The following is a 24,769-nucleotide window of genomic DNA, read 5'->3' as shown; positions in this document are numbered from 1 at the left end:
CAGTATGAGGAACGTCGAGCGAGAAGGGTTATGGGACCTTGTCTGACACCGCACAGGATGGTCAGCAGCAGCTTGCGCTCATCAACGAGCTGCTTGGGCATGTGCGCAAGATCGCGGGCGAAAACGACCGCGGCGATCTGATCGACCGCTTGGACCGAGCGGACCAGCTTCTCGTAGACCGCCCGCTCCGTGTGGTGGTGGCCGGTCAGCTCAAGCAAGGCAAGAGTCAACTGGTGAACTCGCTACTAAACATGCCGGTCGCTCGGGTGGGCGATGACGAAACCACCTCGGTGACAACCGTTATCGGCTACGGTGAGCAGCCGTCGGCGGCTCTGGTGGTGGCGCCGGCCGAACAGTACGACGGTGGCGGGCTTGCCGGTGAGCCCGAGATCATCCCGATTCCCGTGGCCGATATCGGCAAGGATCTCAAACGGGCACCACAGGCGCAGGGGCGCGAGGTCCTTAGGGTGGAGGTCAAAGTGGCCAGCCCCATACTCAAAAGCGGTCTGTGTCTAGTGGATACGCCTGGGGTTGGCGGTTTCGGGCAACCACACTTGTCCAGCACGCTGGGCTTGCTTCCCGATGCTGACGTCATGCTTATGGTCAGCGATCTCAGCTCCGAATTCACTGAGCCAGAACTGGTATTCATCCAGCAGGCGCTAGACCTATGTCCCGTCGCGGCGATCGTCAACACCAAAACCGATCTATATCCGCATTGGCGTGCGGTGGTTGCGGCCAACTCCGCTCACCTGCAGCGCGCCAAAATTGCTGTCCCCGCTATCGCGGTCTCGTCGGCTTTGCGTTCGCATGCGTTGCAGCTCAATGACAAGGAACTCAACACCGAATCGAATTTCCCCGCGCTGGTGACCTTTCTGAGCAATGCCATCGCCGACCAGCAGGCCAGTACACGACAGCAAGCGATCGCCGAGATTGGTTCTGCGTCAGAGCACCTCACGCTCACCCTGGAAGCCGAGCTCAGTGCCTTGCAGGATCCGCAGAGCCGTGACGAGCTGACCTCGGATCTAGAGCGGCGCAAGCGTGAAGCCGAGGAAGCGCTCGCCCATACCGCGCTATGGCAGCAGGTCCTTGGCGACGGCATCACCGACGTCTCCACCGATGTGGAGCATGATCTGCAATCGCGATTCCGGCGCATCCTGCAGCGCACCGAAGAGGTCATCGATCGTACCGACCCCACCAAGAACTGGGCCGAGGTTGGAGCCAAACTTGAGCAGGCCGTGGCCAACTCGGTGGGAAACAACTTCGTGTGGGCACACCAACGGGCGATGCACCTGGCCGCGCAGGTGGCTGAGACCTTCGCGATCGACGGCTTGGAATCGATCAAGATGCCGCGCCTGCGGGCCAGTGAGATGGGCGCCGACCTGAGCGATCTGAAGTCGCTGTCGAAGTTGGAAGCCAAACAGATCAAGTTGGGGCACAAGGCAATCACCGGGCTGCGTGGATCGTATGGTGGCGTCATCATGTTCGGCATGCTGACCTCCGTCGCCGGGCTCGGCATGTTCAATCTGATCTCGCTGGGCGCAGGCGCGATGCTGGGCAAGAAGACCTACAACGAGGACATGGAGAATCGGATGCTGCGCATCCGGGGCGAGGCCAAGACCAACGTGCGCAGGTTCCTTGATGACGTGTCCTTCGTGGTGCTCAAGGAATCACGTGACCGGCTCCGGCTGGTGCAGCGGCAACTGCGCGATCATTTCCGCGAGATCGCCAACCAGACCACCCGATCGCTCAACGAGTCGTTGCAGGCTGCGATCGCGTCGGCGCGGCTGGAAGCTGAGGACCGGGATGCGCGCACCAATGAGGTAGAGCGTCAGTTGCACATCCTTCGCCAGGTAAATAGCCACGTTGAAGGGCTGCAGCCCGCCGATGAGCAGGTTGGGCGAAGAGCGACAAGGGACGTATGAGCAGCGTCGTACAGGCCCGCGTCATCATCAGTGACGCCATGCGCGCCTATCAGAACGATTCGCGGTATCTGCGCGTCGCGGAGCCGCACGACGAATTGCGGCGTATCGCCGCCAGGCTCGACGAGCCTATCCGGGTGGCTATCGCCGGCACTCTTAACGCAGGCAAATCCACTTTGGTCAATGCGCTTGTCGGAGAGGACATCGCGCCTACGGATGCCACCGAAGCCACCCGGATCGTGGCGTGGTTCCGGCACGGCGCCGCCCCACGGGTCACGGCCAATCTGTTCAGCGGTGTGCGCCAGGACATCCCCATCCGTCGCGAGGGAGGGCTTTCCTTCGAGCTCGACCGGCTGGACCCGGCATCGGTAGCCGACCTCGACGTCAATTGGCCCGCACCGGAATTGAATGAGATCACACTCATCGACACCCCAGGGACCTCGTCGTTGTCCACCGACGTCTCCGAACGCAGCTTGGCGCTGTTGGTGCCGGAAGATGGTGTGCCCCGGGTTGATGCGGTGATATTTCTGTTGCGCAGCCTCAACGCCGCCGATATCGGGCTGCTCACCCAGATCGGCAAGCTAGTCGGTGGGGAGCGCGGGGGAGCTGTCGGAGTGGTCGGTGTGGTGTCGCGTGCCGATGAGATCGGCGTCGGCAGGCTTGACGCGATGTTGTCCGCACGCGAGGTGGCGGCCAGGTTCGCCGGCGAGATGGAGCGCACGGGCATCTGCCAAGCCGTCGTCCCCGTCGCCGGCCTGCTGGCGCTGACCGCGCGTACCTTGCGGCAGGCGGAATTTGTCGCGCTGCAGAGACTTGCCGAATTGGACCCGCAGGTGCTGGCCAAGGCGCTGCTATCGGTGGACCGGTTTGTGCGTGAAGATGATTCACTGCCTGTCGACGCACAGACCCGGGCCGCGCTGCTGCACCGATTCGGGATGTTTGGCATCCGCATCTCAGTGGCCGTCATGAGGGTCGGTGTCACCGATGCCACCGGGCTGGCCGAGGAGCTGCTGGAGCGCAGCGGGCTGGTGGAACTGCACAACATCATCGCCAACCAATTCGGACAACGCGCGGGCATCCTCAAATCGCATACCGCTCTGCTGTCGGCCCGGCGGGTACTGACGACCTATCCGGTACACGGCGGGCGCCGAGTCATCGACGATATCGACCCGCTGCTCGCCGATACGCACGCATTCGACGAACTGCGGCTGCTGGCGGAACTGTCCTCGCGCAGCACCACGCTCACCGAACACGAGACGATGCTCATCCGCAGGCTGCTGGGTTCCTTCGGCACCGACGCCGCCGCGCGTTTAGGCCTGGACGAGACGCGCTCCGATCCGCGGCGTGCGGCCCTCGATGCGGTGGGACGCTGGCGGGCGCGGGCCGAACACCCGCTCAACGATCCGTTCACCAGTCGGCTGTGTCTAGCGGCGGTCCGTAGCGCGGAAGGCATACTCACCCAATTGTCCGCGCACGACCGCCCGGCATACTGAGCACATGATGATGCGCCTGTTCGTCGCGACCCTTGCCCTTGTGGCTGGATTCAGCACGGCGACGGCCGCGGCCGAGCCCACCCCCAGCCCGGCGGGTCCAGCGTCCAAGCCCGTCCCGGCTGGCGTATGGATCAGCCCCGCCGAGATTCCGATGAACAGCGATTACCACTGGTCAGCGGTGAGCCCCACCGCGACCGGAAGGGCGGCCTTCCTCAGCATGAGGCTCTGTGGCAGCCCCTCGGCGGATGTGCTGCCACCTGCCTCGGCGATCGCCACCCAAGCCGCCTCGGGCATCGCGGCGTCCGTGGTGCAGGCCGCGGGACAGTGGCCCGAAGGAAACACCGAAGGGGCCTCGGCATTCCAAAGCGGCATCCGTTCTCAGCTCAACTACTGCCCGGGAGTCGGGGACGTGATCAGCGTCGACCTGCGTCCCGCACCCTCCTGGTACGGCTTCGCGGCGACGCTATTGGTCGGCAAGGAACGTGACAACCCCACCAGTGAGGTGCACATCTACAACGTGGTTCCCCCGGAGTCGGGCACCGTCTCGGAGTTGGCGGTCACCGTGCCTCGCACCGGTCGTGAGCCGTCGCCGTGGAAGCCGGTCGACGACGCAACGGTGCTGCGCGCCCTGGCCCAGCCGTTGTGCAAGGGTTCCTGCTAGCGAGGGATTTCCTGTGACGATGCGCGGGTGGCTGCGGACGATTTCAGCGTTGGTGGTGATCGCCGGTCTGGGCGCCGCGGTTCCGGCTGCGGCCGAACCGAAGTCGTTGCCCGACTCGGTCTGGATCAACCCCCGAGACATCCCCTTGGACCGCGCCTCGCACTGGGCTCCATTGTCGCGCGGTGCGGCTCCCGTTGATCGCCCGGCATTCTGGTCGGCCAATCTCTGCTTCTCGTTGGGTGAGAGCCTGCCGCAATCACCCGAATCGGCTTCCGCGACGGTCAGTTCCGACGAATCCGGATGGACGGCGGTCGAAGTGGTCGCGCATTGGCCCGGGGAGGCCGCTGTGACCGATCAGTACGCGTCGACGGTGTACCGGTCGTTGCGTGGGCGATTGGACCACTGTTTCAATGCCATTGGCGCTCAGGTCAGCGTCACCGAGCTAACCAACGGACATGCGGCTACCGTGACACTGCCGGCGCAGGGTGGTAAGCAACCTCAGTACCACCTGTATGTGGTGCAGCCGCCGGGTACCGGGACGGTGGCCGAACTGACCGTGACAAACGCCATCACCGGCGCGGCCGGGGCGTCGTGGGTGGAGGCGGACGACCATCAGGTCCTGCGGGATCTGGCAGCGCCAATTTGCCGAACCGCCAAGAGCACCGCCTGCTGAAATCTGCGTTCGATTTGTGCCGGCGCAGATGCCGAATCACCACCATTGCGTGCCCTTGACGGCGTAGCGTCCCAGGTATGCACGGACGCGGAGTCCTTTCAGGCGTATGTGGAATCGCGACAATCATCGCGATGGCCGTTCTGCTTACCCCGGTCTCGATTCAGGTGGGCACTGGCGAGACGGCGCAGACCGTGACGTGCGGTATGCCCGTGGGCCCACGACTGTCCCGGACCGCCGAGCTGGACAAGATCAGTTCCGCACAGAACCAGTCGACGAACTATCACGACCAGTGTGCCGCCAAGCTCGATACCCGCCGTATGTGGGCCATCCCGATCGGAGTGCTGTCCTTCGTGATCGCGTTATGCGCGGCAGGTCACCTCTGGAAGGAAAACACCCCCAGCAGCAGCCCAGCGCAGACTCACCACGGTCTGTCTGGGCCGCCTGGGATGCGAATGGCTCACTGACCCCCAACGGGTACCTGGATGTTGCCGCCGCCGGGAATCGGGACGACCACCGACGGGCGGGTGCTCGTGGTCGGCTGGGTTGTCGTGGTGGTCGGCTGAGTCGTGGTTGTCGTCGGCTCGGTTGTCGTTGTGGTGGTTGTCGTCGGCTCAGTCGTGGTGGTGTCCTGACTGGTGGGCGACTCCGGGACGGTTTGGGTTTCGGTGACCGTCGTATTGCCGCCGCCACTGTGACCGCCGTGGCCCTCATGGCCTCCGCCGCCGGAATCCGCCGGCGTTGAACTCGTTGTCGAGGAAACCGATGAGGTGTTGCCCGCCGGGGCGGGTTTGTCATCGCTGCGGGTGATTATCAGAGCGGCGATCACGGCGACCACGGCCACGCCCGCTCCGGCCAGCGCGATGAGCACCGCAGGCTGCTTGTACCAAGGATTGGGCTGGTCGGGCTCCTGGTCGTGGTACTGCTGATTGAACATTGTCGGGTCTTCTGGCGGCTCCGGGTAGGACATGGTGCGGAGCGTAACCCAACTTTCTTAAAGCCCGGGGATTTGCGGGATCTGCGGAATCTGCGGGATTTGGGGTATCGCGGGGATCGGTGGGATGGGTGGAGGAGACGGAATGGCAGGTATCGGGTAGCGATAGATCGTCGAGGTCGGTGTCTCGTAGTACGTCGGCTCGGAGGTCTGGACGGGTGCCGCCGGCTCCGAGGGTGCTTCGGTAGCGGTCGGGACGGCCGTCGAAGACTCCGAGGGGCTGGTCAGTTGGACCGTGGGGGCGGTGCTTGACACCGAGGGCGTCGACGTCAGCGGGGTGTTGTCGCGGACGACGCGCTTGTCCGTAGACAGCACGATGGTCATGAGCACCGCGACGATGGCGATGATGGCGGCGATGGTGCCCACGATGGCCGGCCCCGTGCGATACCAGGGAGCCGGCTTCTCGCTCTCCTCGATCATCTCCGAGAAGTAGCTCTCGTCCTCGGGCGGTTTGGGTGTCTGGCTCATCAGGGCAGGAGCCTAACCGAAGAACGTCAGCTGAATTGCGGTATCACGGTGGAGGCGAAGAACTCCAGGTGATCCAGGTCGCGTATATCGAGTAACTGGACGTATACACGTTGGACACCGGCGTCGACGTAGATGCTCAGCTTCTCTGCCACCGCGTCGGGAGTGCCTGCAAGCGGGCTATTTTCGGTGATCTCTTCCACCTCGCGGCCGATGTTCGCCGCGCGACGGGCGATGTCGGCGTCCGTATCACCGATGCACAACGCGAACGCCGCCGAGTAGGTCATCGAATCCGCGGGCCGCCCGGCGGCCTCCACCGCGTGCGCCACGCGCGCGTATTGGTCGGTGATGACGTCGACCGGCTGGAAAGGCAGGTTGAACTCGGTGGCGAAGCGGGCTGCCAGCGCCGGCGTGCGCTTGACGCCCAGACCGCCGATGACAATGGGTGGGTGCGGTTCCTGCACGGGTTTAGGCAGCGCGGGCGAGTCGGTCACTGTGTAGTGCTTGCCCGCATAAGAGTAGGTGTCGCCGGTTGGAGTGGTCCACAAGCCGGTGAGGATTTCCAGCTGTTCTTCGAGACGGTCGAAACGTTCACCGAGGGACGGAAAGGGAATCGCATAGGCTTCGTGTTCCTCGCTGAACCATCCCGCACCCAGCCCGAAATCCACTCTACCGCTGCTCATTTCGTCAACTTGGGCGACAGTGACGGCCAGTGGGCCCGGATGGCGAAAGGTGGCGGAAGTGACGAGGGTGCCCAAACGGATGGCGGTGGTCTCCCGGGCAATCGCGCCGAGGGTCACCCATGCGTCGGTGGGTCCGGGCAGTCCGTCGGCTCCTCCCATCGCCAGGTAGTGATCGGACCGGAAGAACGCGGAGAACCCCAGTTCCTCGGCTGCTTGTGCCACCCGCAACTGATCTGAGTAGGTGGCGCCTTGCTGCGGTTCAACGAATACCCGGAAGTCCATGACCGCCAGCGTACGTAAGGCCGCATGCCGGGGCACAGCTGACTTGTGTAGATGGTTACGGTGAATGGACACAAATGTGCGTGAGTTGATGGGTATGCGGCGAAACGAGGGAAAGTGATATCACGCGTTACGGTTTCGATCATGGCGGTACTGGCTCTGGCACTGAGTGTGGGGCTATCCGGTTGTTCCGGAACCGAGAAGGGTGAGACCTCGTCGGCCCCGTCGTCGCGATTGCTGAACTTCACCGCGCAGACCATCGACGGGGCCGATTTCGCAGGCAGCAGCCTTGCGGGAAAGAAGGCGGTGCTGTGGTTCTGGGCGCCGTGGTGCCCGACTTGCCAGAAGGAGGCGCCCGATCTGCAGAAAGCGGCCACTGCGCATTCTGATGTCACCTTCGTGGGCGTGGCCGCGCAGGACCAGGTGCCCGCGATGCGCGACTTCGTGACCAAATACGGCCTGACCTTCATCCAGCTTGCCGACACCGACGCCAAGGTATGGGCCCTGTACGACGTCACTCACCAGCCAGCCTTCGCCTTCCTTGGAGCGGAAGGAAAGGCCGAGGTGGTCAAGAGTCCCCTTTCGGGGCCGGAGCTCGACAAGAAGATCGGGCAGTTGCACTGATACCGCTGTATCGACGTGATTGATACCGCAGCACTCACATTCGCGCTGGGCGCCGGATTGGTGGCGGCGCTCAATCCGTGCGGGTTCGCCTTCCTCCCTGGTTATCTCGGGCTGGTGATCGCAGGCAGCGACGGCACCGCTTCGAGGATGACCGCGATTGCCCGTGCCGCTACCGCGACCGTGGCGATGGCCGGTGGCTTCCTGACGGTGTTCGGGGTCTTCGGACTTGTCGTCTCGCCGGTGGTCGCCTCAGCGGGCCGATACATGCCCTTTGCGACCGTGGTGATCGGTGTAGTTCTTGTGGCGCTATCGATCTGGCTACTGTGCGGACGTGAGCTCACACTGGTGCTGCCCCGGGTTTCTGGCGGAGCGCCGACCGCATCGCTGCTGTCGATGTTCGGCTACGGACTGACCTATGCGGTGGCGTCATTGTCCTGCACTGTCGGACCGTTCCTGGCGGTCATCAGCACTACCTTCAAACAGGGATCGATCGTCTCGGGCGTGCTGGCCTTCATCGCCTATGGCGCGGGCATGGCGGTGACCGTCGGTGTGGCGGCGTTAGCGGTCGCGTTGCTGGGTAATTCGGTACAGGCCACCATGCGCAAGGTACTGCCCTATGTGGGCCGCATCGCCGGGGTGATCGTGCTGCTGACCGGTCTGTACGTCGCCTATTACGGCTACTACGAGATCCGGCTGAACTTCGGAGACGGCAGTGCCGACGATCCGGTGATCAACGCCGCCGGCACGGTGCAGGCCTGGCTGGTCGGAGTGGTGGATGCCACCGGAGTCTGGCCGCTGACCGGCGGCATCGCGCTGATCGTTGCCGTAGCGGCGGCGAGTTCATATGCCGTTCGTAAAGGCCGCTGAATCATCGCGGTTCGCGAGTTCGGTGTCACCGTCCCGAAGTAAGCAAAGCTGCCCGGCTCCGTCACCTCCGAGGACGAACCGCGCATGATGGCGAGCGTGGCTGGTCCGAGGGCGGCGAGCTGTTCGAGTGTGAGTGCCAGGGTGGTGGTCGGGCCGGCGGCGTGAAAGAGCACCTCGGCTGCCAATGCCGGTGCCACACAAACTGATTCGGTGAGTGCCGGAACCTGTCCGGTATGGGTGAACAGGTCACCGCACAGCAGCGTTGCGGTGGTTTCGTCGAACCGCAGCCCTGTCTCCCAGTTATGAGGGATGTGTGGAGTGGCAAGAAACCGCAGCCGGTGTCCGAAGGATATCCGGCACATCGAATCCAGCGGTATTGCACGTGAGATTGCCTGAGAAACCTTGGGATACAAGAAGTTCTGTCCGGTGTGAAAGAGAAATGGTTGCTCACCGGTGAGTACAAACTGATGAACGTGCAGCCGTGCTCGGTGATGGGATCCAGGTCGAGAACCGGAAAATACCGTCTGAGATCTCGTCGACGGTGGTGTGCATGGACTCAGTCTGCGCCCGTGCGTGTCGGGTAGACCGCAAAGTGGTGGAGTGATTGTCTCGGCGCAGCTCGCTCATGAGGAGGTGAACGGAGGGACGGTGCTCGCGCGCCGGTAACCTGAGCAGCACCAGCCGACCACGAGGGGGGACGACGATGATGGCCAGGATTCGGATCAAGTCTGGAATGGCGCCGGTGTTGGCGCTGGCGGCGGCCGCCGTGCTTGTGGGGTGTCAGGACGAGCAGCCCATGCGCCGCATCTCGACCGACGGGTCGTCGACATCGGCGGGTACCAGTTCCTCGAGCGTCCCGCAATCGACGACCCCGGCCAAACCGGTTCGTACCCCGGCGACCGACGAGGCTGCCATCCGTGCGTTGTTCGAGCGGGAGCGGCAGGCCAACGAAAACTACGACATCGACGCGCTCGTCGATGTCAGTTGCGCGCAGTACAAGGAGGCCACACGCGCGGCGATGATGAAGGCGGTACAGCCGATGTCGTCGCTCAAGAAGCCGGAACCTCTCAACGATCCGGCGGCGGTCAAGCAGCTGGCGTCGCGGCTGCAAGAAATGCACCCGAAGATGTCGAGCCAGACGGCGCAGGAATTGGCGACGGCCTGGGGGCGGCAGGACGAGGCGGCCTTTGACGCAGGTCAGCGCAAGATGCTTGCCGAGATCACCGTTGTCCAGGACTGGAAGGTAGAGAACATCAAGGTGATGGGGGATACCGCGACCGCGGATGTGACCATGACGACGGCATTCGACCAATACCCGCCGCAGACGCAGAACAACCACGTCCCGTTGTTGATCGAGAACGGTGAGTGGAAAGACTGCTTCCCGCCACCGCAGGGATAGCCAAAACCCCTGATGGAACCGGGTTCGACTGCTCGGGAACAAATATCGACGGCGGGCCGTTGAGCAGTATGTCGAACTTGAGTCACATTGACTCAACTATGGCTTGACGAAAAGATCTGGACGAGGCAAACTTGAGCGGATCTCACTGAAGGCAATGAGGTAACCAACAGGAGGAATGAACTATGGCTCGTGCGGTCGGAATCGACCTCGGGACCACCAACTCCGTTGTCGCCGTCCTCGAAGGCGGCGACCCGGTAGTTGTCGCGAACTCAGAAGGCTCTCGCACCACCCCGTCGGTCGTTGCGTTCGCGCGCAATGGCGAGGTGCTGGTGGGTCAGCCCGCTAAGAACCAGGCGGTGACCAACGTCGACCGGACCATTCGGTCGGTCAAGCGTCACATGGGCACCGATTGGACCGTCGAAATCGACGGAAAGAACTACACCCCCCAGGAGATCAGCGCCCGCACGCTGCAGAAGCTGAAGCGCGACGCCGAGGCCTACTTGGGTGAGGACATCACCGATGCCGTCATCACCGTGCCGGCGTACTTCAATGACGCTCAGCGTCAGGCGACCAAGGAAGCCGGCCAGATCGCCGGTCTGAACGTGCTGCGGATCGTCAACGAGCCGACCGCGGCCGCTTTGGCCTACGGCCTGGACAAGGGCGAGAAGGAACAGACGATCCTGGTCTTCGACCTCGGTGGTGGCACCTTCGACGTGTCGCTGCTGGAAATCGGCGACGGTGTCGTCGAGGTCCGTGCGACCTCGGGCGACAACCACCTCGGTGGTGACGACTGGGACGAGCGCATCGTGACGTGGCTCGTCGACAAGTTCAAGGCCAGCGCCGGCATCGACCTGACCAAGGACAAGATGGCGATGCAGCGCCTGCGTGAGGCTGCCGAGAAGGCCAAGATCGAGCTCTCCAGCTCGCAGAGCACTTCGATCAACCTGCCGTACATCACAGTTGACGCCGACAAGAATCCGCTGTTCCTCGACGAGCAGCTGACGCGTGCCGAGTTCCAGAAGATCACTCAGGATCTGCTGGACCGCACCCGCAAGCCGTTCCAGTCGGTGATCAAGGATGCCGGTGTCTCCGTGTCCGATATCGACCACGTGGTGTTGGTGGGTGGTTCCACCCGTATGCCGGCGGTTACCGATCTGGTCAAGGAGCTGACCGGCGGCAAGGAGCCCAACAAGGGCGTCAACCCGGATGAGGTCGTCGCCGTGGGTGCCGCGCTGCAGGCCGGTGTGCTCAAGGGCGAGGTGAAAGACGTTCTGCTGCTTGATGTCACCCCGCTGTCTCTCGGTATCGAGACCAAGGGTGGCGTGATGACCAAGCTCATCGAGCGCAACACCACCATCCCCACCAAGCGGTCTGAGACGTTCACCACCGCGGACGACAACCAGCCGTCGGTGCAGATCCAGGTGTATCAGGGTGAGCGCGAAATCGCTTCGCACAACAAGCTCCTGGGCTCCTTCGAGCTGACCGGAATTCCGCCGGCCCCGCGCGGTGTGCCGCAGATCGAGGTCACCTTCGACATCGATGCGAACGGCATCGTGCACGTGACCGCGAAGGACAAGGGCACCGGCAAGGAGAACACGATCAAGATCCAGGAAGGCTCCGGCCTGTCCAAGGAAGAGATCGACCGGATGATCAAGGACGCCGAGGCGCACGCCGACGAGGACAAGAAGCGCCGCGAAGAGGCCGATGTCCGTAACCAGGCCGAGTCGCTGGTCTACCAGACGGAGAAGTTCGTCAAGGAACAGCGCGAGCCTGCTGAGGGCAGCGAAAAGGTGGTCTCCGACGAGACCCTGTCCAAGGTCGACGAGGCCATCAGCGAGGCCAAGAAGGCACTGGAAGGCACTGATATCGGTGCGATCAAGGCAGCCATGGAGAAGCTGGGTGAGCAGTCGCAGGCGCTCGGACAGGCCATCTACGAGGCTGCTGCTGCCAAGGCTCAGGCCGACGGCGCTGAAGGTGGGGCCGGCTCCGCCGACAGCGATGTCGTTGATGCCGAGGTTGTTGACGAGGAGAAGGACAGCAAGTGACATCGACCGGTGGGCAAGATCGGGAAGAAGAACGCGAACCGGTGACCGTCACCGACAAGCGCCGGATCGATCCCAACACCGGCGCGGTTCGCGAAGAGGCGAAGGCAGCTGAATCGAAGGCTGCCACAGCGGAACCGGGTGCTTCGGCATCCGGAGCCGCAGGGTCGGCGACATCCGGCCCTGCGGCCGCGGCCTCGGAGGGCGGCTCGGATGCGGATGTCAAGGTGGCCGAACTGACGGCCGACCTGCAGCGTGCGCATGCCGATTTCGCCAACTACCGCAAGCGGGTGGAACGGGACCGACAGGCCGTGATCGACTCGGCCAAGGCGTCCGTGGTGACCCAACTGCTGGGTGTGCTGGATGACCTCGACCGCGCGCGAGAGCACGGCGACCTGGAGTCTGGCCCGCTGCGCAGTGTTTCGGACAAGCTGACCGCGGCGCTGGAAGGGCTGGGGCTGGCGACGTTCGGAGCCGAGGGCGATGACTTCGATCCCTCTCTGCACGAGGCGGTTCAGCACGATGGCCAGGACGGCCATCCGGTACTGGCCGCGGTGCTGCGCAAGGGCTACAAGTTGGGGGACCGCGTGCTGCGCACCGCGATGGTCGTGGTCACCGATGGCGACACGGCTCAGCAGGAACCCGGAACCGGGGATGCCGAAACAAAATCAGAGACAGAATCAGAGTAAGAACTGCAGAGTAAGACCCGATGGACGCGAAGGAGGTGATGTCGGGTGACGCAACGTGAATGGGTCGAGAAAGACTTCTACAAGGAGCTCGGCGTCTCCTCTACCGCGACCCAAGACGAAATCAAGAAGGCCGCACGCAAGCTGTTGGCCGAAAATCACCCGGACCGAAACCCGGGTAACCAAGCTGCCGAGGACCGATACAAGGCCGTCAGTGAAGCCAAAGATGTGCTGTCGGACCCAGCCAAGCGCAAGGAATACGACGAGACGCGTCGGCTCTTCGCCGGTGGCGGATTCGGACGGCGCTTCGGCGACAACGGGTTCGGTGGCGGCGGGTTCAGCGGCGGGAGCAACAGCGCCGAGTTCAATCTGAACGATCTGTTCGGCAATGCCGACACCTCCGGCGGGGGTGGAATCGGCGACCTGTTCGGTGGTCTGTTCGGGCAGCGCGCTCAACCGCGCGCCAGTCGGCCGCGCCGCGGAAACGACTTGGAAACCGAGACTCAACTCGACTTCGTAGAGGCGTGCAAGGGCGTATCGGTTCCGCTGCGGCTCACCAGCCCCGCACCGTGCACCACCTGCCACGGCAGCGGTGCCCGTCCGGGCACCAGCCCGAAGGTCTGCGGCTCGTGCAACGGCAGCGGTGTCATCAATCGCAACCAGGGCGCATTCGGGTTCTCCGAGCCGTGCGCGGATTGCCGCGGAACGGGTTCGATCATCGAGAACCCCTGCACAGACTGCCAGGGCACCGGAGTCACCACCCGGACGCGCACCATCACCGTGCGGATCCCGCCCGGAGTCGATGACGGACAACGTATTCGGCTGGCTGGCCAGGGTGAGGCAGGGCTGCGCGGCGCACCGTCCGGTGACCTGTATGTCACCGTGCACGTGCGGCCGGACAAGGTCTTCAGCCGTGATGGCGACGATCTGACTCTTACCGTGCCGGTGAGCTTTACTGAACTGGCTTTGGGTGCCACGATTTCCGTACCGACTCTGGAAGGCCGCGTTGGCGTGAAGGTGCCCGCTGGTACCTCGGACGGGCGCATCCTGCGGGTGCGAGGACGCGGTATCCCGAAGCGTGCCGGCGGCAACGGCGACTTGTTGGTCACCGTCAAGGTCGCGGTGCCGTCCAAGCTCGAAGACAGTGCGCTGGAGGCATTGCAGCGTTATCAGGTGGCCGAGAAGGCAAGTGGGTTCGACCCGCGGGCCGGCTGGGCAGGTGCACGATGACATCCTCGCAGGGTGACGGAGGCGCCTCCCGTCGTCGTCAGCCCGAGCGGGGCGCCCGCACTTTTCTGATCTCCGTGGCTGCCGAGCTGGCCGGTATGCACGCGCAGACGCTGCGCACGTACGACCGGCTCGGGCTGGTCAGCCCGGAACGCACCACAGGTGGGGGACGCCGTTACTCCCAACGCGACGTCGATCTCTTGCGCGAAGTGCAGCGGCTCTCGCAGGATGAAGGCGTCAATCTCGCTGGTATCAAACGTGTTATCGAGCTGACCAATCAGGTGGAGGCGCTGCAGGCCAAGCTCGCCGAGCTGACGGCTGAGGTAGCCCAGCTGCGCGCCGCCACCGCGGGCCGCGAGGTCGCCGTCATCCCCAAGAGTACGGCCGTGGTGGTCTGGCAGCCCCGGCAGCAGCGCTAAAGCGGGTCGTGCTGGATTCTGGAGGCGTCCGCGCCCCTGGATACCAGCGCTTCCTTGGTTGCCTGGATCATCGATGCCGAGCCGCCGATCAGGATCTGCCGGTCGCCCCAGCCGCCGTACGCCGTCACCACCTCCGAGAGCAATCCCGTCTGGCGGACGTGGAGGCCTCGAGGCGGGGTCGGATCGTGGTACTCGGTGGCCCAGTCCGGGTTCCGGGGGTACTCCGTGACCGGCGTGACCGAGAGCCACGGATTCGTGGAAGCGATATGCCATAGCGTCCACAGGTCATAGAGTTCCTGCGGGTACCGTGCCCCATAAAACAGATGAACCCTTGGGTTTTCGGCCCACTGGGACAGCTCCATGATGAGGCAGCGCAGCGGTGCGATACCGGTGCTGCCCGCGACCATCAGAATGTCTCCGCCGTCGCGATTCACCGACAGCGCACCGAGTGGCGGCGAAATCCGCCAGGTGTCACCCACCTTGGTCTTGTTGACGATGTCGCCGCTGACCAGTCCACCGGGTACCGCCCTGACATGAAACTCTATGTAGCCCTCGGGATCGGGCGGAATCGCCAGACTGAGGTAACGCCAATTCCGCGGACTTTGCGGCACCTGGACATGAACATACTGTCCACAGTGGTACGGCATGGGTGCGTTGAGCTTCAGCCTGATCAGTGCGAGATCTCTTGAGGTGCGGTGAAACTCGATGACCTTTCCGTCCCACCAGGGCTGGCCGATGTCCGAGGCGGCGGCGCTGCGCATCACCTCGATCATCACCGTGTAGACCTCGGTGGCGGTGGCCTCCATCCGCTGGTCCCAAATCGGTTGCAGCACCTCACGTGTGGTATCAAGCAGAGCTTGCCGCATGGTGTCGTACTGACTGTCGGTAGCGCCGAACTTGCGGTGGTCGCGGCCCAGCTGGGCGAGGAAGTTGACCAGGCCTTCGGTGCGGTAGGACGCCATCTCCCAGAGTACGAACTGCAGTGCCTGCCGGAAGTGCTCACGTTGTGCCGACATGTCGGCGGGAAACAGATCGCCGACGGTGGGGTCGATGGCGAACCAGCGGCTGTAGAAGCTCCGGACAAGTTTATTTCCCGAAAGTTCGACCCCGCCGACCAAGTCGTGCAGTGCTTCGACGTCCTCAAGCCCCACGAGCTTCCGTTGCCTGACCTTTCCGGGACCTTCCCTACCGAGACGCCAGTTTAAGAGGCAAGTCTGGGAGTGGGTGAGGCCAGATTCGCGGCAGGCGTTCCCGCGGTGCGTTACCCGTGTGCTGGACGGGCCCTTCTGGATGCCAGTTCTGACTACAAGCCATTGGTGTACCCGCCGCATGGTTTGCTGAGATCCCATGTGTCGGCGACGGATAGCCCGTCGGCGCCGTCAAACGTTTGCCTAGCTAATCAATTCAATCATCCCGTCGCCGGTTCTGCGGGGTGCGTGGGATGACACCACCAACGATGGAGACTTCTTCTATCCGTAGTCTCGGCGGCGGATATGCGGCGGGTTTGGAGTGTTCCGGTCCCCCCGGGGTCATGGAGGACTGCTTCGTCGAACAGGTTGGTTTCCCGCCCAAAGGTCGCCAGATGGACCTGCCGGTGTCGATTGCCAATTATTCCGGGGAGCATTGCGTACGAGGTCTTGGTGGCTACGCCAAACGAAAAGCTGGCGATTTTCTGGTGGGATACCAAGCTGGATTCCCCGGCCGGCTGGCGAACCAGGTGGACGCTTGGTGTGGTGCCCAAGGGCACCATGGTGACCTTGAGTCGTCGCACATTCGAGAGCGATGACCCTGCTGTGTGCGGGATGGCCGCCCTCTCGGATCTGTTCCGGCCGGCCGCGATGGCCAAGCTGAGGCGCCTCATTGACCACGCAGCGACTACGCCGACCGACCGGGGAGGCACTGAGCCCCATGCGGATGAGTTTGCTTGGCTAATGGATGAGAACACGGCGGTGACCCAGATTGATGGGGTATGAAAGGTAACCCGACCAATCTGGAGAGTGCCGTGCCCGACGACGCGAACGACATCGCCACCATCATCCTGGACCAGTTCTATCGACATCCGCCCGAGCGAGTGTGGGCGGTGATGGTTTGTCCGGACGCCATGGAGGAATGGCTGATGGATCCGGTCGGATTTCGGCCCGAAGTTGGTACGCGCTTTCGCTTCATCGCCTTCCCCATACCCGTTGCCGACTTCTCGGGCGCGCTCTCCTGTGAGGTGCTCGCGGCTACCCCCAGCAGGGTGCTGTCGATCCGCTGGTGGGATATGAAGTCCGCTAAGCAGAGGGAGTGGACGGTGACGTGGACGTTGCAGGAGGTTCCCGGCGGCACCATGGTCACCTTGCGTCATGAGGGGTTCGATCCCAGCGACCCCGCATCACGTATGTACCGAACGCTCTCCGAACGCGGCTGGCCCGGAACGATGGGCAGGCTTGGCCGATGTATTGCCAGCGCTCCGGCCGGCGACGATCAGCCGCCGCATTGTCTGGTCACCGATGTATCCGCCTGATCGCCCACACGCCTCGCGCAACTGCGGTATCCCAGGGGTATGACCACGTCGCCGGATGACCTCACCTCGGTGACAGTTGGACAGTTCTTCCCGTACTCAGCGGAGCAGGTCTGGCACGCCATCACGTCACCGGCGTCGATTTCGGATTGGGCGACCGACATCGACAGAGATTCCGTTGTGCCCGGGAAGTCGTTCGCATTCACCACTTTCCCGCTGCCGGAGGTCAATTTCAGCGGCCATGGGCATTGCGAATTCACCGACGTCGTGCCCAACGAACGGCTGGCCTACCGCTTCACCACTCCCGAGAGCTCGCTGAACCTGCAAGCCACCTGGACGCTGCATCCCGAGTCGGGCGGGACGCGACTGCTGGTGGTACATAACGGATTTGATGTTGGCAATCCGGTACATGGGCGGCTGCGGATTCTGGTGCGCGATCTCTGGAAATTGGTCGTGTCCCGTATCGCGGAACTGATGGCAGAGCCGAAAGACGATGCGGTGCCCCCACCCGATGATTCGACGTCATTCACCCTGGCCGAGTTCTATCGCCACGCGCCGCAAACGGTTTGGCGGGTTGTCACGTCGAGAGAGTTTGTGGGCGACGTGGTCAATGACCACGATCTGGTATCGGTGCGGACGGGCGCGCGGCTGACTATAGGCACGTACCCGATTCCGCTCATCGGATTCGGTGGGCGAGTGGACATGGAGTTTCTCGAGGTGTGTGAGCCCGAGCTCATCGTGTGCACATTCGAGATTCCCATCATGGGTGGCACCACCGAGCTCACCATGACGTGGCGGTTGCGGCCGCAAGATGGCGGGACCCAGCTGTGGTTCACGTTGAGTGGGTTCGATCCAGAGTCCCCGCTCAATCGTCAGGTCCGCTCGGTCCTGCGCGGCGGGGCGATTCCCGTGCTGTCCCGGCTCGGCGAGCTGCTCGAGGGGCGCGGCCACCGCGCGTGAGCTCGCGGTTTCTGTGACGACGCCGGATCCCGTTCCGGAGCACCGCCAGGTGTGATGAGCTAGACACCGCACCCGGAAAAATTTCAAAGTTGAGCGGAACAGACTCAAGATTTTGGACGTTAGAACTACTGACTAACTTTTCTCTCAACCCATGGAGGTGTTGTGGACTCGTTCAATCCGACCACGAAGACTCAGGCCGCGCTGACCGCTGCCCTCCAGGCAGCGACCACGGCAGGCAATCCCGAAATCCGTCCGGCTCACCTATTAGTGGCACTGCTCGGCCAGACCGACGGCATCGCCGCGCCGCTTCTGCAGGCCGTGGGCGTCGATCCGGTGTCCGTACGCAACGAAGCGCAGGCTATCGCCGATCGACTTCCGCAGGTCAGCAACGCCAGCGCCAATCCGCAGCTCTCGCGTGACTCGATTGCCGCCGTGACGGCGGCACAGCATCTGGCCACCGAGCTCAATGACGACTATGTGTCGACCGAGCACTTGCTGGTCGGCCTGGCGACCGGAGACTCCGATATCGCCAAGCTCCTCGTCAATCACGGTGCCACGCCGCAGGCGCTGCGCGATGCCTTCGTCCAGGTGCGCGGTAGCGGCCGGGTCACCAGCCCCGAACCCGAGGCGACATTCCAGGCGCTGGAGAAGTACTCCACCGACCTGACTGCCCGGGCCCGTGAGGGCAAGCTTGACCCGGTGATCGGGCGCGATACCGAAATCCGGCGCGTGGTACAGGTTTTGAGCCGTCGCACCAAGAACAACCCGGTGCTGATCGGTGAGCCCGGTGTCGGCAAGACCGCCATCGTGGAAGGTCTGGCGCAGCGCATCGTGGCCGGTGACGTGCCCGAGAGCCTGCGGGGCAAGACCGTCATCTCGCTGGACCTGGGTTCCATGGTGGCGGGCGCCAAGTACCGCGGCGAGTTCGAGGAGCGGCTCAAGGCTGTCCTCGATGAGATCAAGAACTCTGCGGGACAACTGATTACGTTCATCGATGAGCTGCACACCATCGTGGGCGCGGGCGCGACCGGTGAGTCGGCGATGGATGCCGGCAACATGATCAAGCCCATGTTGGCCCGCGGTGAGCTGCGTCTGGTCGGCGCGACCACACTCGACGAGTACCGCAAGTACATCGAGAAGGACGCCGCCCTGGAGCGCCGTTTCCAGCAGGTGCTGGTCGGCGAGCCCTCGGTAGAGGACACCATCGGCATTCTGCGCGGCATCAAGGAACGCTACGAGATCCACCACGGCGTCCGGATCACCGACTCGGCGCTGGTGGCCGCGGCGACCTTGTCGGATCGCTACATCACCTCGCGCTTCCTGCCGGATAAGGCCATCGACCTGGTCGACGAGGCCGCATCCCGGCTGCGCATGGAGATCGACTCGCGGCCCGTCGAGATCGACGAGGTGGAGCGGGTGGTCCGTCGTCTTGAGATCGAAGAGATGGCGCTGTCCAAGGAAGAGGACGAAGCGTCCAAGCAGCGGTTGGAGAAGCTGCGCGTCGAGCTCGCCGACAAGAAGGAGCGGCTCGCCGAGCTCACCGCGCGGTGGCAGAACGAGAAGAGTTCGATCGATGCCGTCCGCGATCTCAAGGAGCAGCTGGAAACCCTCAAGGGCGAATCCGACCGCGCCGAGCGCGACGGAGATCTGGGCAAGGCCGCCGAGCTGCGCTACGGTCGCATCCCAGAGCTGGAAAAGCAACTGGAGCAAGCACTCCCGGGTCTGGATCACGATGGCAATGTCATGCTCAAGGAGGAGGTCAGTCCCGACGACGTCGCCGATGTGGTGTCGGCATGGACCGGCATTCCTACCGGGCGTCTCATGGAGGGCGAGACAGCCAAGTTGTTGCGCATGGAGGACGAGCTGGGCAAGCGCGTCGTCGGGCAGAAGAAGGCCGTCGAGGCTGTTTCGGATGCCGTGCGTCGTGCGCGAGCCGGTGTCGCCGACCCCAACCGTCCCACCGGATCGTTCCTGTTCCTGGGACCCACCGGTGTCGGTAAGACCGAACTGGCCAAGGCGCTGGCGGACTTCCTGTTCGATGACGAGCACGCCATGGTGCGTATCGACATGTCCGAGTACGGCGAAAAGCATTCGGTCGCACGACTTGTCGGTGCACCACCCGGATACGTCGGATATGACGCGGGCGGCCAGCTGACCGAAGCGGTGCGGCGACGCCCGTACACGGTGGTGCTGTTCGATGAGGTCGAAAAGGCGCACCCGGACGTGTTCGATGTGCTGCTGCAGGTGCTCGACGAGGGACGTCTCACCGACGGCCAGGGCCGCACGGTGGACTTCCGGAACACCATCTTGATCCTCACCTCCAACCTGGGGGCTGGCGGTTCCGAAGAGCAGGTGATGGCGGCGGTGCGCGCGAAGTTCAAGCCGGAATTCATCAACCGGCTCGACGATGTGCTCATCTTCGATGGCCTCAACCCCGAGGAGCTGGTGCAGATCGTCGACATCCAGCTGGGACAGCTGCAGAAGCGGCTGGCGCAACGCCGGCTGACACTCGAAGTGTCCGCGCCCGCCAAGAAGTGGCTGGCAGCCCGCGGTTTCGACCCGATTTACGGGGCCCGGCCGTTACGCCGACTGGTGCAGCAGTCCATCGGTGACCAGCTGGCCAAGCAGCTGCTGGCGGGTGAGGTACACGACGGTGATGTCGTGCCGGTGAACGTGAGCGCGGACGGCGAATCGCTCATTCTGGGATAAGTAGCTGTCGGGTGTCGACTTATCGCGCTGTCTACTGGGACTTTCTCGCGATAAGTCGACATTCGGCGCATCACAGTGAAGTAACTCTGGGTCACGATCCGTACGCGCCGTGCGGCAGTTGGGCCGACACCGGTTAGGCTGTCGCGGATGGCTCTACTTTGGTTCACGCTGTCCGCACTCTGCTTCGTCTGTGCGGGCGTGCTGCTGTACGTCGATATTGGCCGCCGCCGTAGTCGCGGGCACCGGCGCAAGTCGTGGGCGCGATCGCACGGCTTCGACTACATGCCGCAGGACAAGGAGATCGTCAAGCGCTGGAACCGCGGCGTGATGTCCAGTGCGGGATCTGCCGCCGCCGCCAACGTGGTCCTCGGACAGATCCGCGGTGAGGCCGTGTACGTCTTCGACCTCGAAGATGTCGCGACCATCATCGCGCTGCACCGCAAGGTGGGCACCAACGTCATGGTGGACCTGCGGCTCAAGGTCATGCAGGAACCCCGGGAGTCCGATATCTGGCTGCTCGGCGCCATCGGCCCCCGCATGGTGTACTCCACCAACTTGGACGCCGCACGCCGCGCCTGCGACCGCCGGATGGTCACCTTTGCCCACACCGCGCCCGAGACGGCCGAGGTGCTGTGGAACGAGCAGCATTGGACGCTGGCGGCGCTACCCATCAACAGCAACCGTGAGCAGTGGGACGAGGGCCTCAAGGCCGTCCGTCAGTTCAACGACCTGCTGCGGGTGCTCCCGCCGTCCGGGGAATCGGCGCCCTCGCCGATTCAGGCCGCCGCACGCCCCAGCCGGCCCGTCGGTTCCAACGCCGCGCCCGTCGCCGACCGCCAGCCCGCCCCGGTGGGGCAGGGCCAGCCGCAGGGCCGCTAGGTACGTCGCCACAGCTGAGTCATCGGCAGCGGCCACCAAAACTTCTTATCGAGGATTACCGCGAGCGTCGGCACCGTGAAGGTACGCACGACGAACGTGTCGATGATCAAGCCCAGCCCGATCGTCGAGCCCATCTGCGCGACATTCACCAGACTCGAACCCATCATCGCGAACTGCGTCATCGCGAACACCAGCCCCGCCGTCGTCACCACCCCGCCGGTGCCGGCGATAGACCGGATGACGCCGGTACGGATACCCGCGCTCATCTCTTCCTTGAAGCGGGATGCCACCAAGAGGTTGTAGTCGGCACCCACCGAGATCAGAATCGCGAACACCGCAACGGGTACCGACCAGTGCAGCTGAATGCCCAGCACGTGCTGCCAGATCACCAGCGCCAGCCCGAGCGTCGACGCGAACGACACCAGCACCGAGCCGATGACGATCAGCGACGCCACCAGACCGCGCAACAGGAGCAGGACCACGGTGAAGATCACCGTCAGGCAGCCGATCATGATCAGTTTTTCGTCGCGGTCGAGCATTACCCGCATATCGCCGATCAGCGCCGCCGGGCCCGCGATCTCGATCACGCTGCCCTGCAGCCGGGTGCCCTTGAGGGCGTACTTCATCTCGCGTGCCAGATCCCGGACCCGCTGGATGCCCTCGTCGCCGTAGCTGCTGCCGCTGCCGATGACGATCATGCGGGTGGTGGTGCCATCCTCGGAGAACATCATCTTCAGGTACGGCTTGAATCTTGGGTCAGAGAGCATTTGCGCGGGAAAGTAGAAGTAGTCTCCGGTGCCGGCGCTGCTTCGGCCCAGGTCCTGCATCAGTGAGGTCATGGTGTCGATCTGCGACATCATCTGACTCATCTGTTCATTGGTCTCGGTCATCAGATCCTGCATCGAGGACATCGAGTCGAGCATGCGCGGCATGGTCCGTGCGGCTTGAGCCAGGCCCCCGGTCATCGATCCCGAAGTGCTGACCAGGCTGCGCATCTGGTCGGTGACGTTCGACATGTTCTCGAAGTTCGACAGGGTCGATCGTGCACCCACACACATCGGGTCGGCGGCACAGTTGGGTTGTGCCCGCACCGCCTCGCGAGCCGGACCCATCACCGAATTGAGTTGTGATTTGAGCTGATTCAGGCTGGCCTGGATCGGTCCGGCCGCCGCGCTGAACTGGGCGGCGCTCTGCTGAGCGGTACGCAAGGTGCCCTGCAGGCCCTGAAGGGTGGACATCATCGAGTTCATGTTGTCGGTCATGGTGCGCATCCGGTGCTGGCGCTGCTCCATGACGATCTTGTTCTGCGACATCATGGTTCCGGCCATACCCACGCTGTAGGTGAGTGAGGTCTGATCCATCGGCGTCCCGGTCGGCCGGGTGATCCACTGCACCGACGCGACGCTGTCCAGCTTGGTGATCTGTTGTGCGGCCTTCTCCAGGAGTCCGATATTGGCGGAGGTGCGCAGATCTTCCGGGGCGCGGATGAGGATCATGTCGGGATTCATCTGCCCCGCGGGAAAGTGCTCCTGAATCGCGTTCATGCCCGCCGCACTGGGCATGTCCTTGGGGATGAACTGCAGTTCGTCATAGTTGAAGGAGGCGGTGGGAATCACCATCATGAGCACAATCAGTGCGGCAAAGGTGGTGACGAATATGGGTTTTGGCCAACGTGCCACCCGAATGCCGACCCGGCGCCACAGTCGGGTGGATCGGACCGTCGACTTGGGCTCGAACCAGCCGAATCTACGCGCCCCGATCAACAGGGCGCCGGGGGTCACCGTCACCGCTGAGAGCACCGTGAAAATCATGGTGATGGCGCCCGGTATACCCATCGATCTCATCATGTCGAGTTGGGCAAATGTCATGCAGGACAGAGCACCCGCGACGGTCAAGCCGGATGCGATCACCACCGGCGCTACGCCCCGATAACTGGCGCGGAAGGCGTCGTCGACACTGAGGCCGGCACGGCGGCCCTCTTGGTAGCGGCCGATGAAGAAGATGGAGTAGTCCGTGCCGGCACCCAACGCCAGCGCGCCCATCAAGGCGTTGGTCATCATCGAGGTCGGAATCAGCCCTGCCAGCGTCAGGAAGCTGGCCATCGGAGTTGCGATCCCGACCGCGACGCCCACCGTGATCAGTGGCAGAAAGGCGACCACCAGAGAGCGGTAGACCAGCAGCAGCAGGCCGCCCACCAGGACCACCGACAGACCGCCGATGATCACGACATCGCGCATCATGGTGTTGATCTGATCGGCGGCAGCCTGGCTGGTTCCGGTGGCATAGACCGTGGTGCCGGGCGGCTTGGCGATGTCATCGATGATGCGCTGCATGGCTTTTGCCGATTCCATCGCCTTGGGACCGCCGATTTCGCCGGATAATTGCACCTGTGCCAGGGCGACCATCTTGTCGGGGCTCTCGGACGCCGTCGCGAATTGCGGGTCCGACCACATGTCCATGCCCGGTTCTACGTGCTCGGTATCGGCGCGCAGCTTCTTCATCAGATCGGCGCGGAACTGGCGGTCCTGCTCGGTGAACGGCTGGTCTTTGACGACAACGACGGCGGCGGTGTTGTTCGACTCGGACTCTCCGAACGCCTTGGCCATGTGTTTGAGTGCCGCCGCGGACTGGGTGTTGGTGGGCATCATGGGGCTGCCATGGGTCAGGGCGAGCTCTTCGAGATTGGGTGCCAATGCCATCAGGCCGCCGGCGACCAACATGAGCAGCCCGATGATCGCGGCGGCATGTCTGCTGATGACTCCGGCGAAGCGTCCGAATATGGGGCTGTCGTGCATCACTGACCACCTTGTGGGCCGAGTTTCTGGAATGCCACGAGGTTGCAGCTGACCGAAGGTGTGCGGCTGACATCGGTCTTCTCGTCGGCCACCTTGCCGTCGACAGTGATGCGACAGGTGACGGTTCCGGTCGATATCGCGGTGACACCCGCGGTGAAGCCGAAGTCGCTGGTGGTCAGGCTGGTGTGCCAGGGTGCGGGGCCGTTGAACAGTCTGGACTGCCCCTTCTCGTCGAGATAGGACACCGTGACGGGCTGTCCGCCGCTGGACACCTCATAGGTCACCGTTTTGGGCTGGCTGAGCGACATGGCGCTCACCGCCTGTGCGGTGGGGGCGACTTCCGCGGTCGGCAGTGCAACCTTGGGAGCGGTGGTGATGTAGGTGCCCGCGGCCGCCCACAACACCACCAGAACCGGGTAGATCCAGCGCTGACGCGCGATGAGCCACCCCACAAGCCGGTCAAACATTTCGCGATGCTAGCAACGCTTGCTCGCG

The 24,769-nt window shown here is 63.6% G+C and carries 23 protein-coding genes; 17 read left to right on the top strand and 6 right to left on the bottom strand.

Annotated elements, in window-relative coordinates:
- The first annotated feature begins 38 nt into the window (after window positions 1–38).
- From MAB_RS21715 to MAB_RS21695, 5 genes are all read left to right on the top strand, one after another.
- Window positions 39–1,922, top strand: a complete 1,884-nt coding sequence (locus MAB_RS21715; RefSeq protein ID WP_005085675.1) for a dynamin-like GTPase family protein — start codon at window positions 39–41, stop codon at window positions 1,920–1,922.
- The gene (locus MAB_RS21710) at window positions 1,919–3,412 is read left to right on the top strand and encodes a dynamin family protein (RefSeq protein WP_005085677.1); all 1,494 of its coding nucleotides are present in this window, start codon (window positions 1,919–1,921) and stop codon (window positions 3,410–3,412) included. Before MAB_RS21715 ends, MAB_RS21710 begins: the two co-directional genes overlap by 4 nt.
- Before the next feature lie 4 nt (window positions 3,413–3,416).
- The gene (locus MAB_RS21705; protein ID WP_005086456.1) at window positions 3,417–4,073 is read left to right on the top strand and encodes a hypothetical protein; all 657 of its coding nucleotides are present in this window, start codon (window positions 3,417–3,419) and stop codon (window positions 4,071–4,073) included.
- Window positions 4,074–4,092: 19 nt separating this feature from the next.
- Window positions 4,093–4,746: a hypothetical protein gene (locus MAB_RS21700; RefSeq protein WP_005086454.1), complete on the top strand. Its 654-nt coding sequence runs from the start codon at window positions 4,093–4,095 to the stop codon at window positions 4,744–4,746.
- A gap of 77 nt (window positions 4,747–4,823) precedes the next feature.
- Window positions 4,824–5,210 carry a hypothetical protein gene (locus tag MAB_RS21695; RefSeq protein WP_005112267.1) on the top strand — a complete coding sequence of 129 codons (387 nt, stop codon included), beginning with the start codon at window positions 4,824–4,826 and terminating at the stop codon, window positions 5,208–5,210.
- Here the strand turns inward: MAB_RS21695 and MAB_RS21690 are convergent.
- The 3 genes from MAB_RS21690 to MAB_RS21680 are packed head-to-tail and all read right to left on the bottom strand — an operon-like array spanning window position 5,204 to window position 7,167.
- Entirely contained in the window at window positions 5,204–5,680 is a 477-nt protein-coding gene (locus tag MAB_RS21690) for a hypothetical protein (RefSeq protein WP_005086452.1), read from the bottom strand. The two genes, MAB_RS21695 and MAB_RS21690, sit on opposite strands and share 7 nt — an antisense overlap.
- 57 nt (window positions 5,681–5,737) lie before the next feature.
- Window positions 5,738–6,205 (bottom strand): hypothetical protein, encoded by a 468-nt coding sequence (locus tag MAB_RS21685; RefSeq protein WP_005112263.1) that lies wholly within the window; start codon window positions 6,203–6,205, stop codon window positions 5,738–5,740.
- Window positions 6,206–6,231: 26 nt separating this feature from the next.
- Complete coding sequence (locus MAB_RS21680) at window positions 6,232–7,167, bottom strand: LLM class F420-dependent oxidoreductase (protein WP_005085687.1); 936 nt, start codon at window positions 7,165–7,167, stop codon at window positions 6,232–6,234.
- 141 nt (window positions 7,168–7,308) lie between these two features.
- Here MAB_RS21680 and MAB_RS21675 point away from each other — a divergent pair, with 141 nt between their 5' ends.
- The 7 genes from MAB_RS21675 to MAB_RS21645 all read left to right on the top strand — a co-directional run bounded on the left by MAB_RS21675 (window position 7,309) and on the right by MAB_RS21645 (window position 14,428).
- Window positions 7,309–7,788 (top strand): TlpA family protein disulfide reductase, encoded by a 480-nt coding sequence (locus tag MAB_RS21675; protein ID WP_005112262.1) that lies wholly within the window; start codon window positions 7,309–7,311, stop codon window positions 7,786–7,788.
- 15 nt (window positions 7,789–7,803) lie between these two features.
- Complete coding sequence (locus tag MAB_RS21670; RefSeq protein WP_005112261.1) at window positions 7,804–8,655, top strand: cytochrome c biogenesis CcdA family protein; 852 nt, start codon at window positions 7,804–7,806, stop codon at window positions 8,653–8,655.
- Between the two features lie 706 nt (window positions 8,656–9,361).
- Complete coding sequence (locus MAB_RS21665) at window positions 9,362–10,054, top strand: hypothetical protein (RefSeq protein WP_005123389.1); 693 nt, start codon at window positions 9,362–9,364, stop codon at window positions 10,052–10,054.
- Window positions 10,055–10,236: 182 nt separating this feature from the next.
- Window positions 10,237–12,099: a molecular chaperone DnaK gene (gene dnaK / locus MAB_RS21660; protein ID WP_005065061.1), complete on the top strand. Its 1,863-nt coding sequence runs from the start codon at window positions 10,237–10,239 to the stop codon at window positions 12,097–12,099.
- Entirely contained in the window at window positions 12,096–12,785 is a 690-nt protein-coding gene (gene grpE / locus MAB_RS21655) for a nucleotide exchange factor GrpE (protein WP_005086446.1), read from the top strand. Before dnaK ends, grpE begins: the two co-directional genes overlap by 4 nt.
- A gap of 45 nt (window positions 12,786–12,830) precedes the next feature.
- Window positions 12,831–14,012 (top strand): molecular chaperone DnaJ, encoded by a 1,182-nt coding sequence (gene dnaJ / locus MAB_RS21650; protein ID WP_005085701.1) that lies wholly within the window; start codon window positions 12,831–12,833, stop codon window positions 14,010–14,012.
- Window positions 14,009–14,428, top strand: coding sequence for a heat shock protein transcriptional repressor HspR (locus MAB_RS21645; RefSeq protein ID WP_005085703.1), 420 nt, complete (start codon window positions 14,009–14,011; stop codon window positions 14,426–14,428). The genes dnaJ and MAB_RS21645 overlap by 4 nt, the downstream gene beginning before the upstream one ends.
- Here MAB_RS21645 and MAB_RS21640 read toward each other — a convergent pair.
- Window positions 14,425–15,579, bottom strand: a complete 1,155-nt coding sequence (locus MAB_RS21640; protein ID WP_005086445.1) for an FAD-binding oxidoreductase — start codon at window positions 15,577–15,579, stop codon at window positions 14,425–14,427. The two genes, MAB_RS21645 and MAB_RS21640, sit on opposite strands and share 4 nt — an antisense overlap.
- Window positions 15,580–16,068: 489 nt before the next feature.
- On the opposite strand from MAB_RS21640, the gene MAB_RS21635 reads away from it, so the two are divergent.
- The 5 genes from MAB_RS21635 to ttfA all read left to right on the top strand — a co-directional run bounded on the left by MAB_RS21635 (window position 16,069) and on the right by ttfA (window position 21,479).
- The gene (locus MAB_RS21635) at window positions 16,069–16,401 is read left to right on the top strand and encodes a hypothetical protein (RefSeq protein ID WP_005095127.1); all 333 of its coding nucleotides are present in this window, start codon (window positions 16,069–16,071) and stop codon (window positions 16,399–16,401) included.
- The gene (locus MAB_RS21630; protein ID WP_005085710.1) at window positions 16,398–16,934 is read left to right on the top strand and encodes an SRPBCC family protein; all 537 of its coding nucleotides are present in this window, start codon (window positions 16,398–16,400) and stop codon (window positions 16,932–16,934) included. The genes MAB_RS21635 and MAB_RS21630 overlap by 4 nt, the downstream gene beginning before the upstream one ends.
- 39 nt (window positions 16,935–16,973) lie before the next feature.
- Window positions 16,974–17,891: an SRPBCC family protein gene (locus MAB_RS21625; protein ID WP_005085712.1), complete on the top strand. Its 918-nt coding sequence runs from the start codon at window positions 16,974–16,976 to the stop codon at window positions 17,889–17,891.
- A 162-nt stretch (window positions 17,892–18,053) separates the two neighbouring features.
- Entirely contained in the window at window positions 18,054–20,600 is a 2,547-nt protein-coding gene (clpB, locus tag MAB_RS21620; RefSeq protein WP_005085713.1) for an ATP-dependent chaperone ClpB, read from the top strand.
- Between the two features lie 147 nt (window positions 20,601–20,747).
- Window positions 20,748–21,479 (top strand): trehalose monomycolate transport factor TtfA, encoded by a 732-nt coding sequence (ttfA, locus tag MAB_RS21615; protein ID WP_005085715.1) that lies wholly within the window; start codon window positions 20,748–20,750, stop codon window positions 21,477–21,479.
- Here ttfA and MAB_RS21610 read toward each other — a convergent pair.
- Both MAB_RS21610 and MAB_RS21605 read right to left on the bottom strand, forming a co-directional pair.
- Window positions 21,476–24,274, bottom strand: a complete 2,799-nt coding sequence (locus tag MAB_RS21610) for an MMPL/RND family transporter (RefSeq protein WP_005085716.1) — start codon at window positions 24,272–24,274, stop codon at window positions 21,476–21,478. The genes ttfA and MAB_RS21610 overlap by 4 nt on opposite strands.
- A complete protein-coding gene (locus tag MAB_RS21605; protein ID WP_005085718.1) occupies window positions 24,274–24,741 on the bottom strand; it encodes an MmpS family transport accessory protein in 468 nt (155 codons plus the stop codon). Before MAB_RS21605 ends, MAB_RS21610 begins: the two co-directional genes overlap by 1 nt.
- Window positions 24,742–24,769: the final 28 nt, after the last annotated feature.

It is taken from the genome of Mycobacteroides abscessus ATCC 19977, from assembly GCF_000069185.1.
Lineage (GTDB): Bacteria > Actinomycetota > Actinomycetes > Mycobacteriales > Mycobacteriaceae > Mycobacterium > Mycobacterium abscessus.
This window is presented reverse-complemented; position numbering and strand designations above follow the sequence as displayed.

What these genes read in the sequence shown, in the direction of transcription:
- MAB_RS21710 (WP_005085677.1), top strand. Translation starts at nt 1,919, where the DNA reads ATGAGCAGCGTCGTACAGGCCCGCGTCATCATCAGTGACGCCATGCGC.
- MAB_RS21705 (WP_005086456.1), top strand. Translation starts at nt 3,417, where the DNA reads ATGATGATGCGCCTGTTCGTCGCGACCCTTGCCCTTGTGGCTGGATTC.
- MAB_RS21700 (WP_005086454.1), top strand. Translation starts at nt 4,093, where the DNA reads ATGCGCGGGTGGCTGCGGACGATTTCAGCGTTGGTGGTGATCGCCGGT.
- MAB_RS21695 (WP_005112267.1), top strand. Translation starts at nt 4,824, where the DNA reads ATGCACGGACGCGGAGTCCTTTCAGGCGTATGTGGAATCGCGACAATC.
- MAB_RS21690 (WP_005086452.1), bottom strand. Translation starts at nt 5,680, where the DNA reads ATGTTCAATCAGCAGTACCACGACCAGGAGCCCGACCAGCCCAATCCT.
- MAB_RS21685 (WP_005112263.1), bottom strand. Translation starts at nt 6,205, where the DNA reads ATGAGCCAGACACCCAAACCGCCCGAGGACGAGAGCTACTTCTCGGAG.
- MAB_RS21680 (WP_005085687.1), bottom strand. Translation starts at nt 7,167, where the DNA reads ATGGACTTCCGGGTATTCGTTGAACCGCAGCAAGGCGCCACCTACTCA.
- MAB_RS21675 (WP_005112262.1), top strand. Translation starts at nt 7,309, where the DNA reads ATGGCGGTACTGGCTCTGGCACTGAGTGTGGGGCTATCCGGTTGTTCC.
- MAB_RS21665 (WP_005123389.1), top strand. Translation starts at nt 9,362, where the DNA reads ATGGCCAGGATTCGGATCAAGTCTGGAATGGCGCCGGTGTTGGCGCTG.
- dnaK (WP_005065061.1), top strand. Translation starts at nt 10,237, where the DNA reads ATGGCTCGTGCGGTCGGAATCGACCTCGGGACCACCAACTCCGTTGTC.
- MAB_RS21645 (WP_005085703.1), top strand. Translation starts at nt 14,009, where the DNA reads ATGACATCCTCGCAGGGTGACGGAGGCGCCTCCCGTCGTCGTCAGCCC.
- MAB_RS21630 (WP_005085710.1), top strand. Translation starts at nt 16,398, where the DNA reads ATGAAAGGTAACCCGACCAATCTGGAGAGTGCCGTGCCCGACGACGCG.
- MAB_RS21625 (WP_005085712.1), top strand. Translation starts at nt 16,974, where the DNA reads ATGACCACGTCGCCGGATGACCTCACCTCGGTGACAGTTGGACAGTTC.
- ttfA (WP_005085715.1), top strand. Translation starts at nt 20,748, where the DNA reads ATGGCTCTACTTTGGTTCACGCTGTCCGCACTCTGCTTCGTCTGTGCG.
- MAB_RS21610 (WP_005085716.1), bottom strand. Translation starts at nt 24,274, where the DNA reads ATGCACGACAGCCCCATATTCGGACGCTTCGCCGGAGTCATCAGCAGA.
- MAB_RS21605 (WP_005085718.1), bottom strand. Translation starts at nt 24,741, where the DNA reads ATGTTTGACCGGCTTGTGGGGTGGCTCATCGCGCGTCAGCGCTGGATC.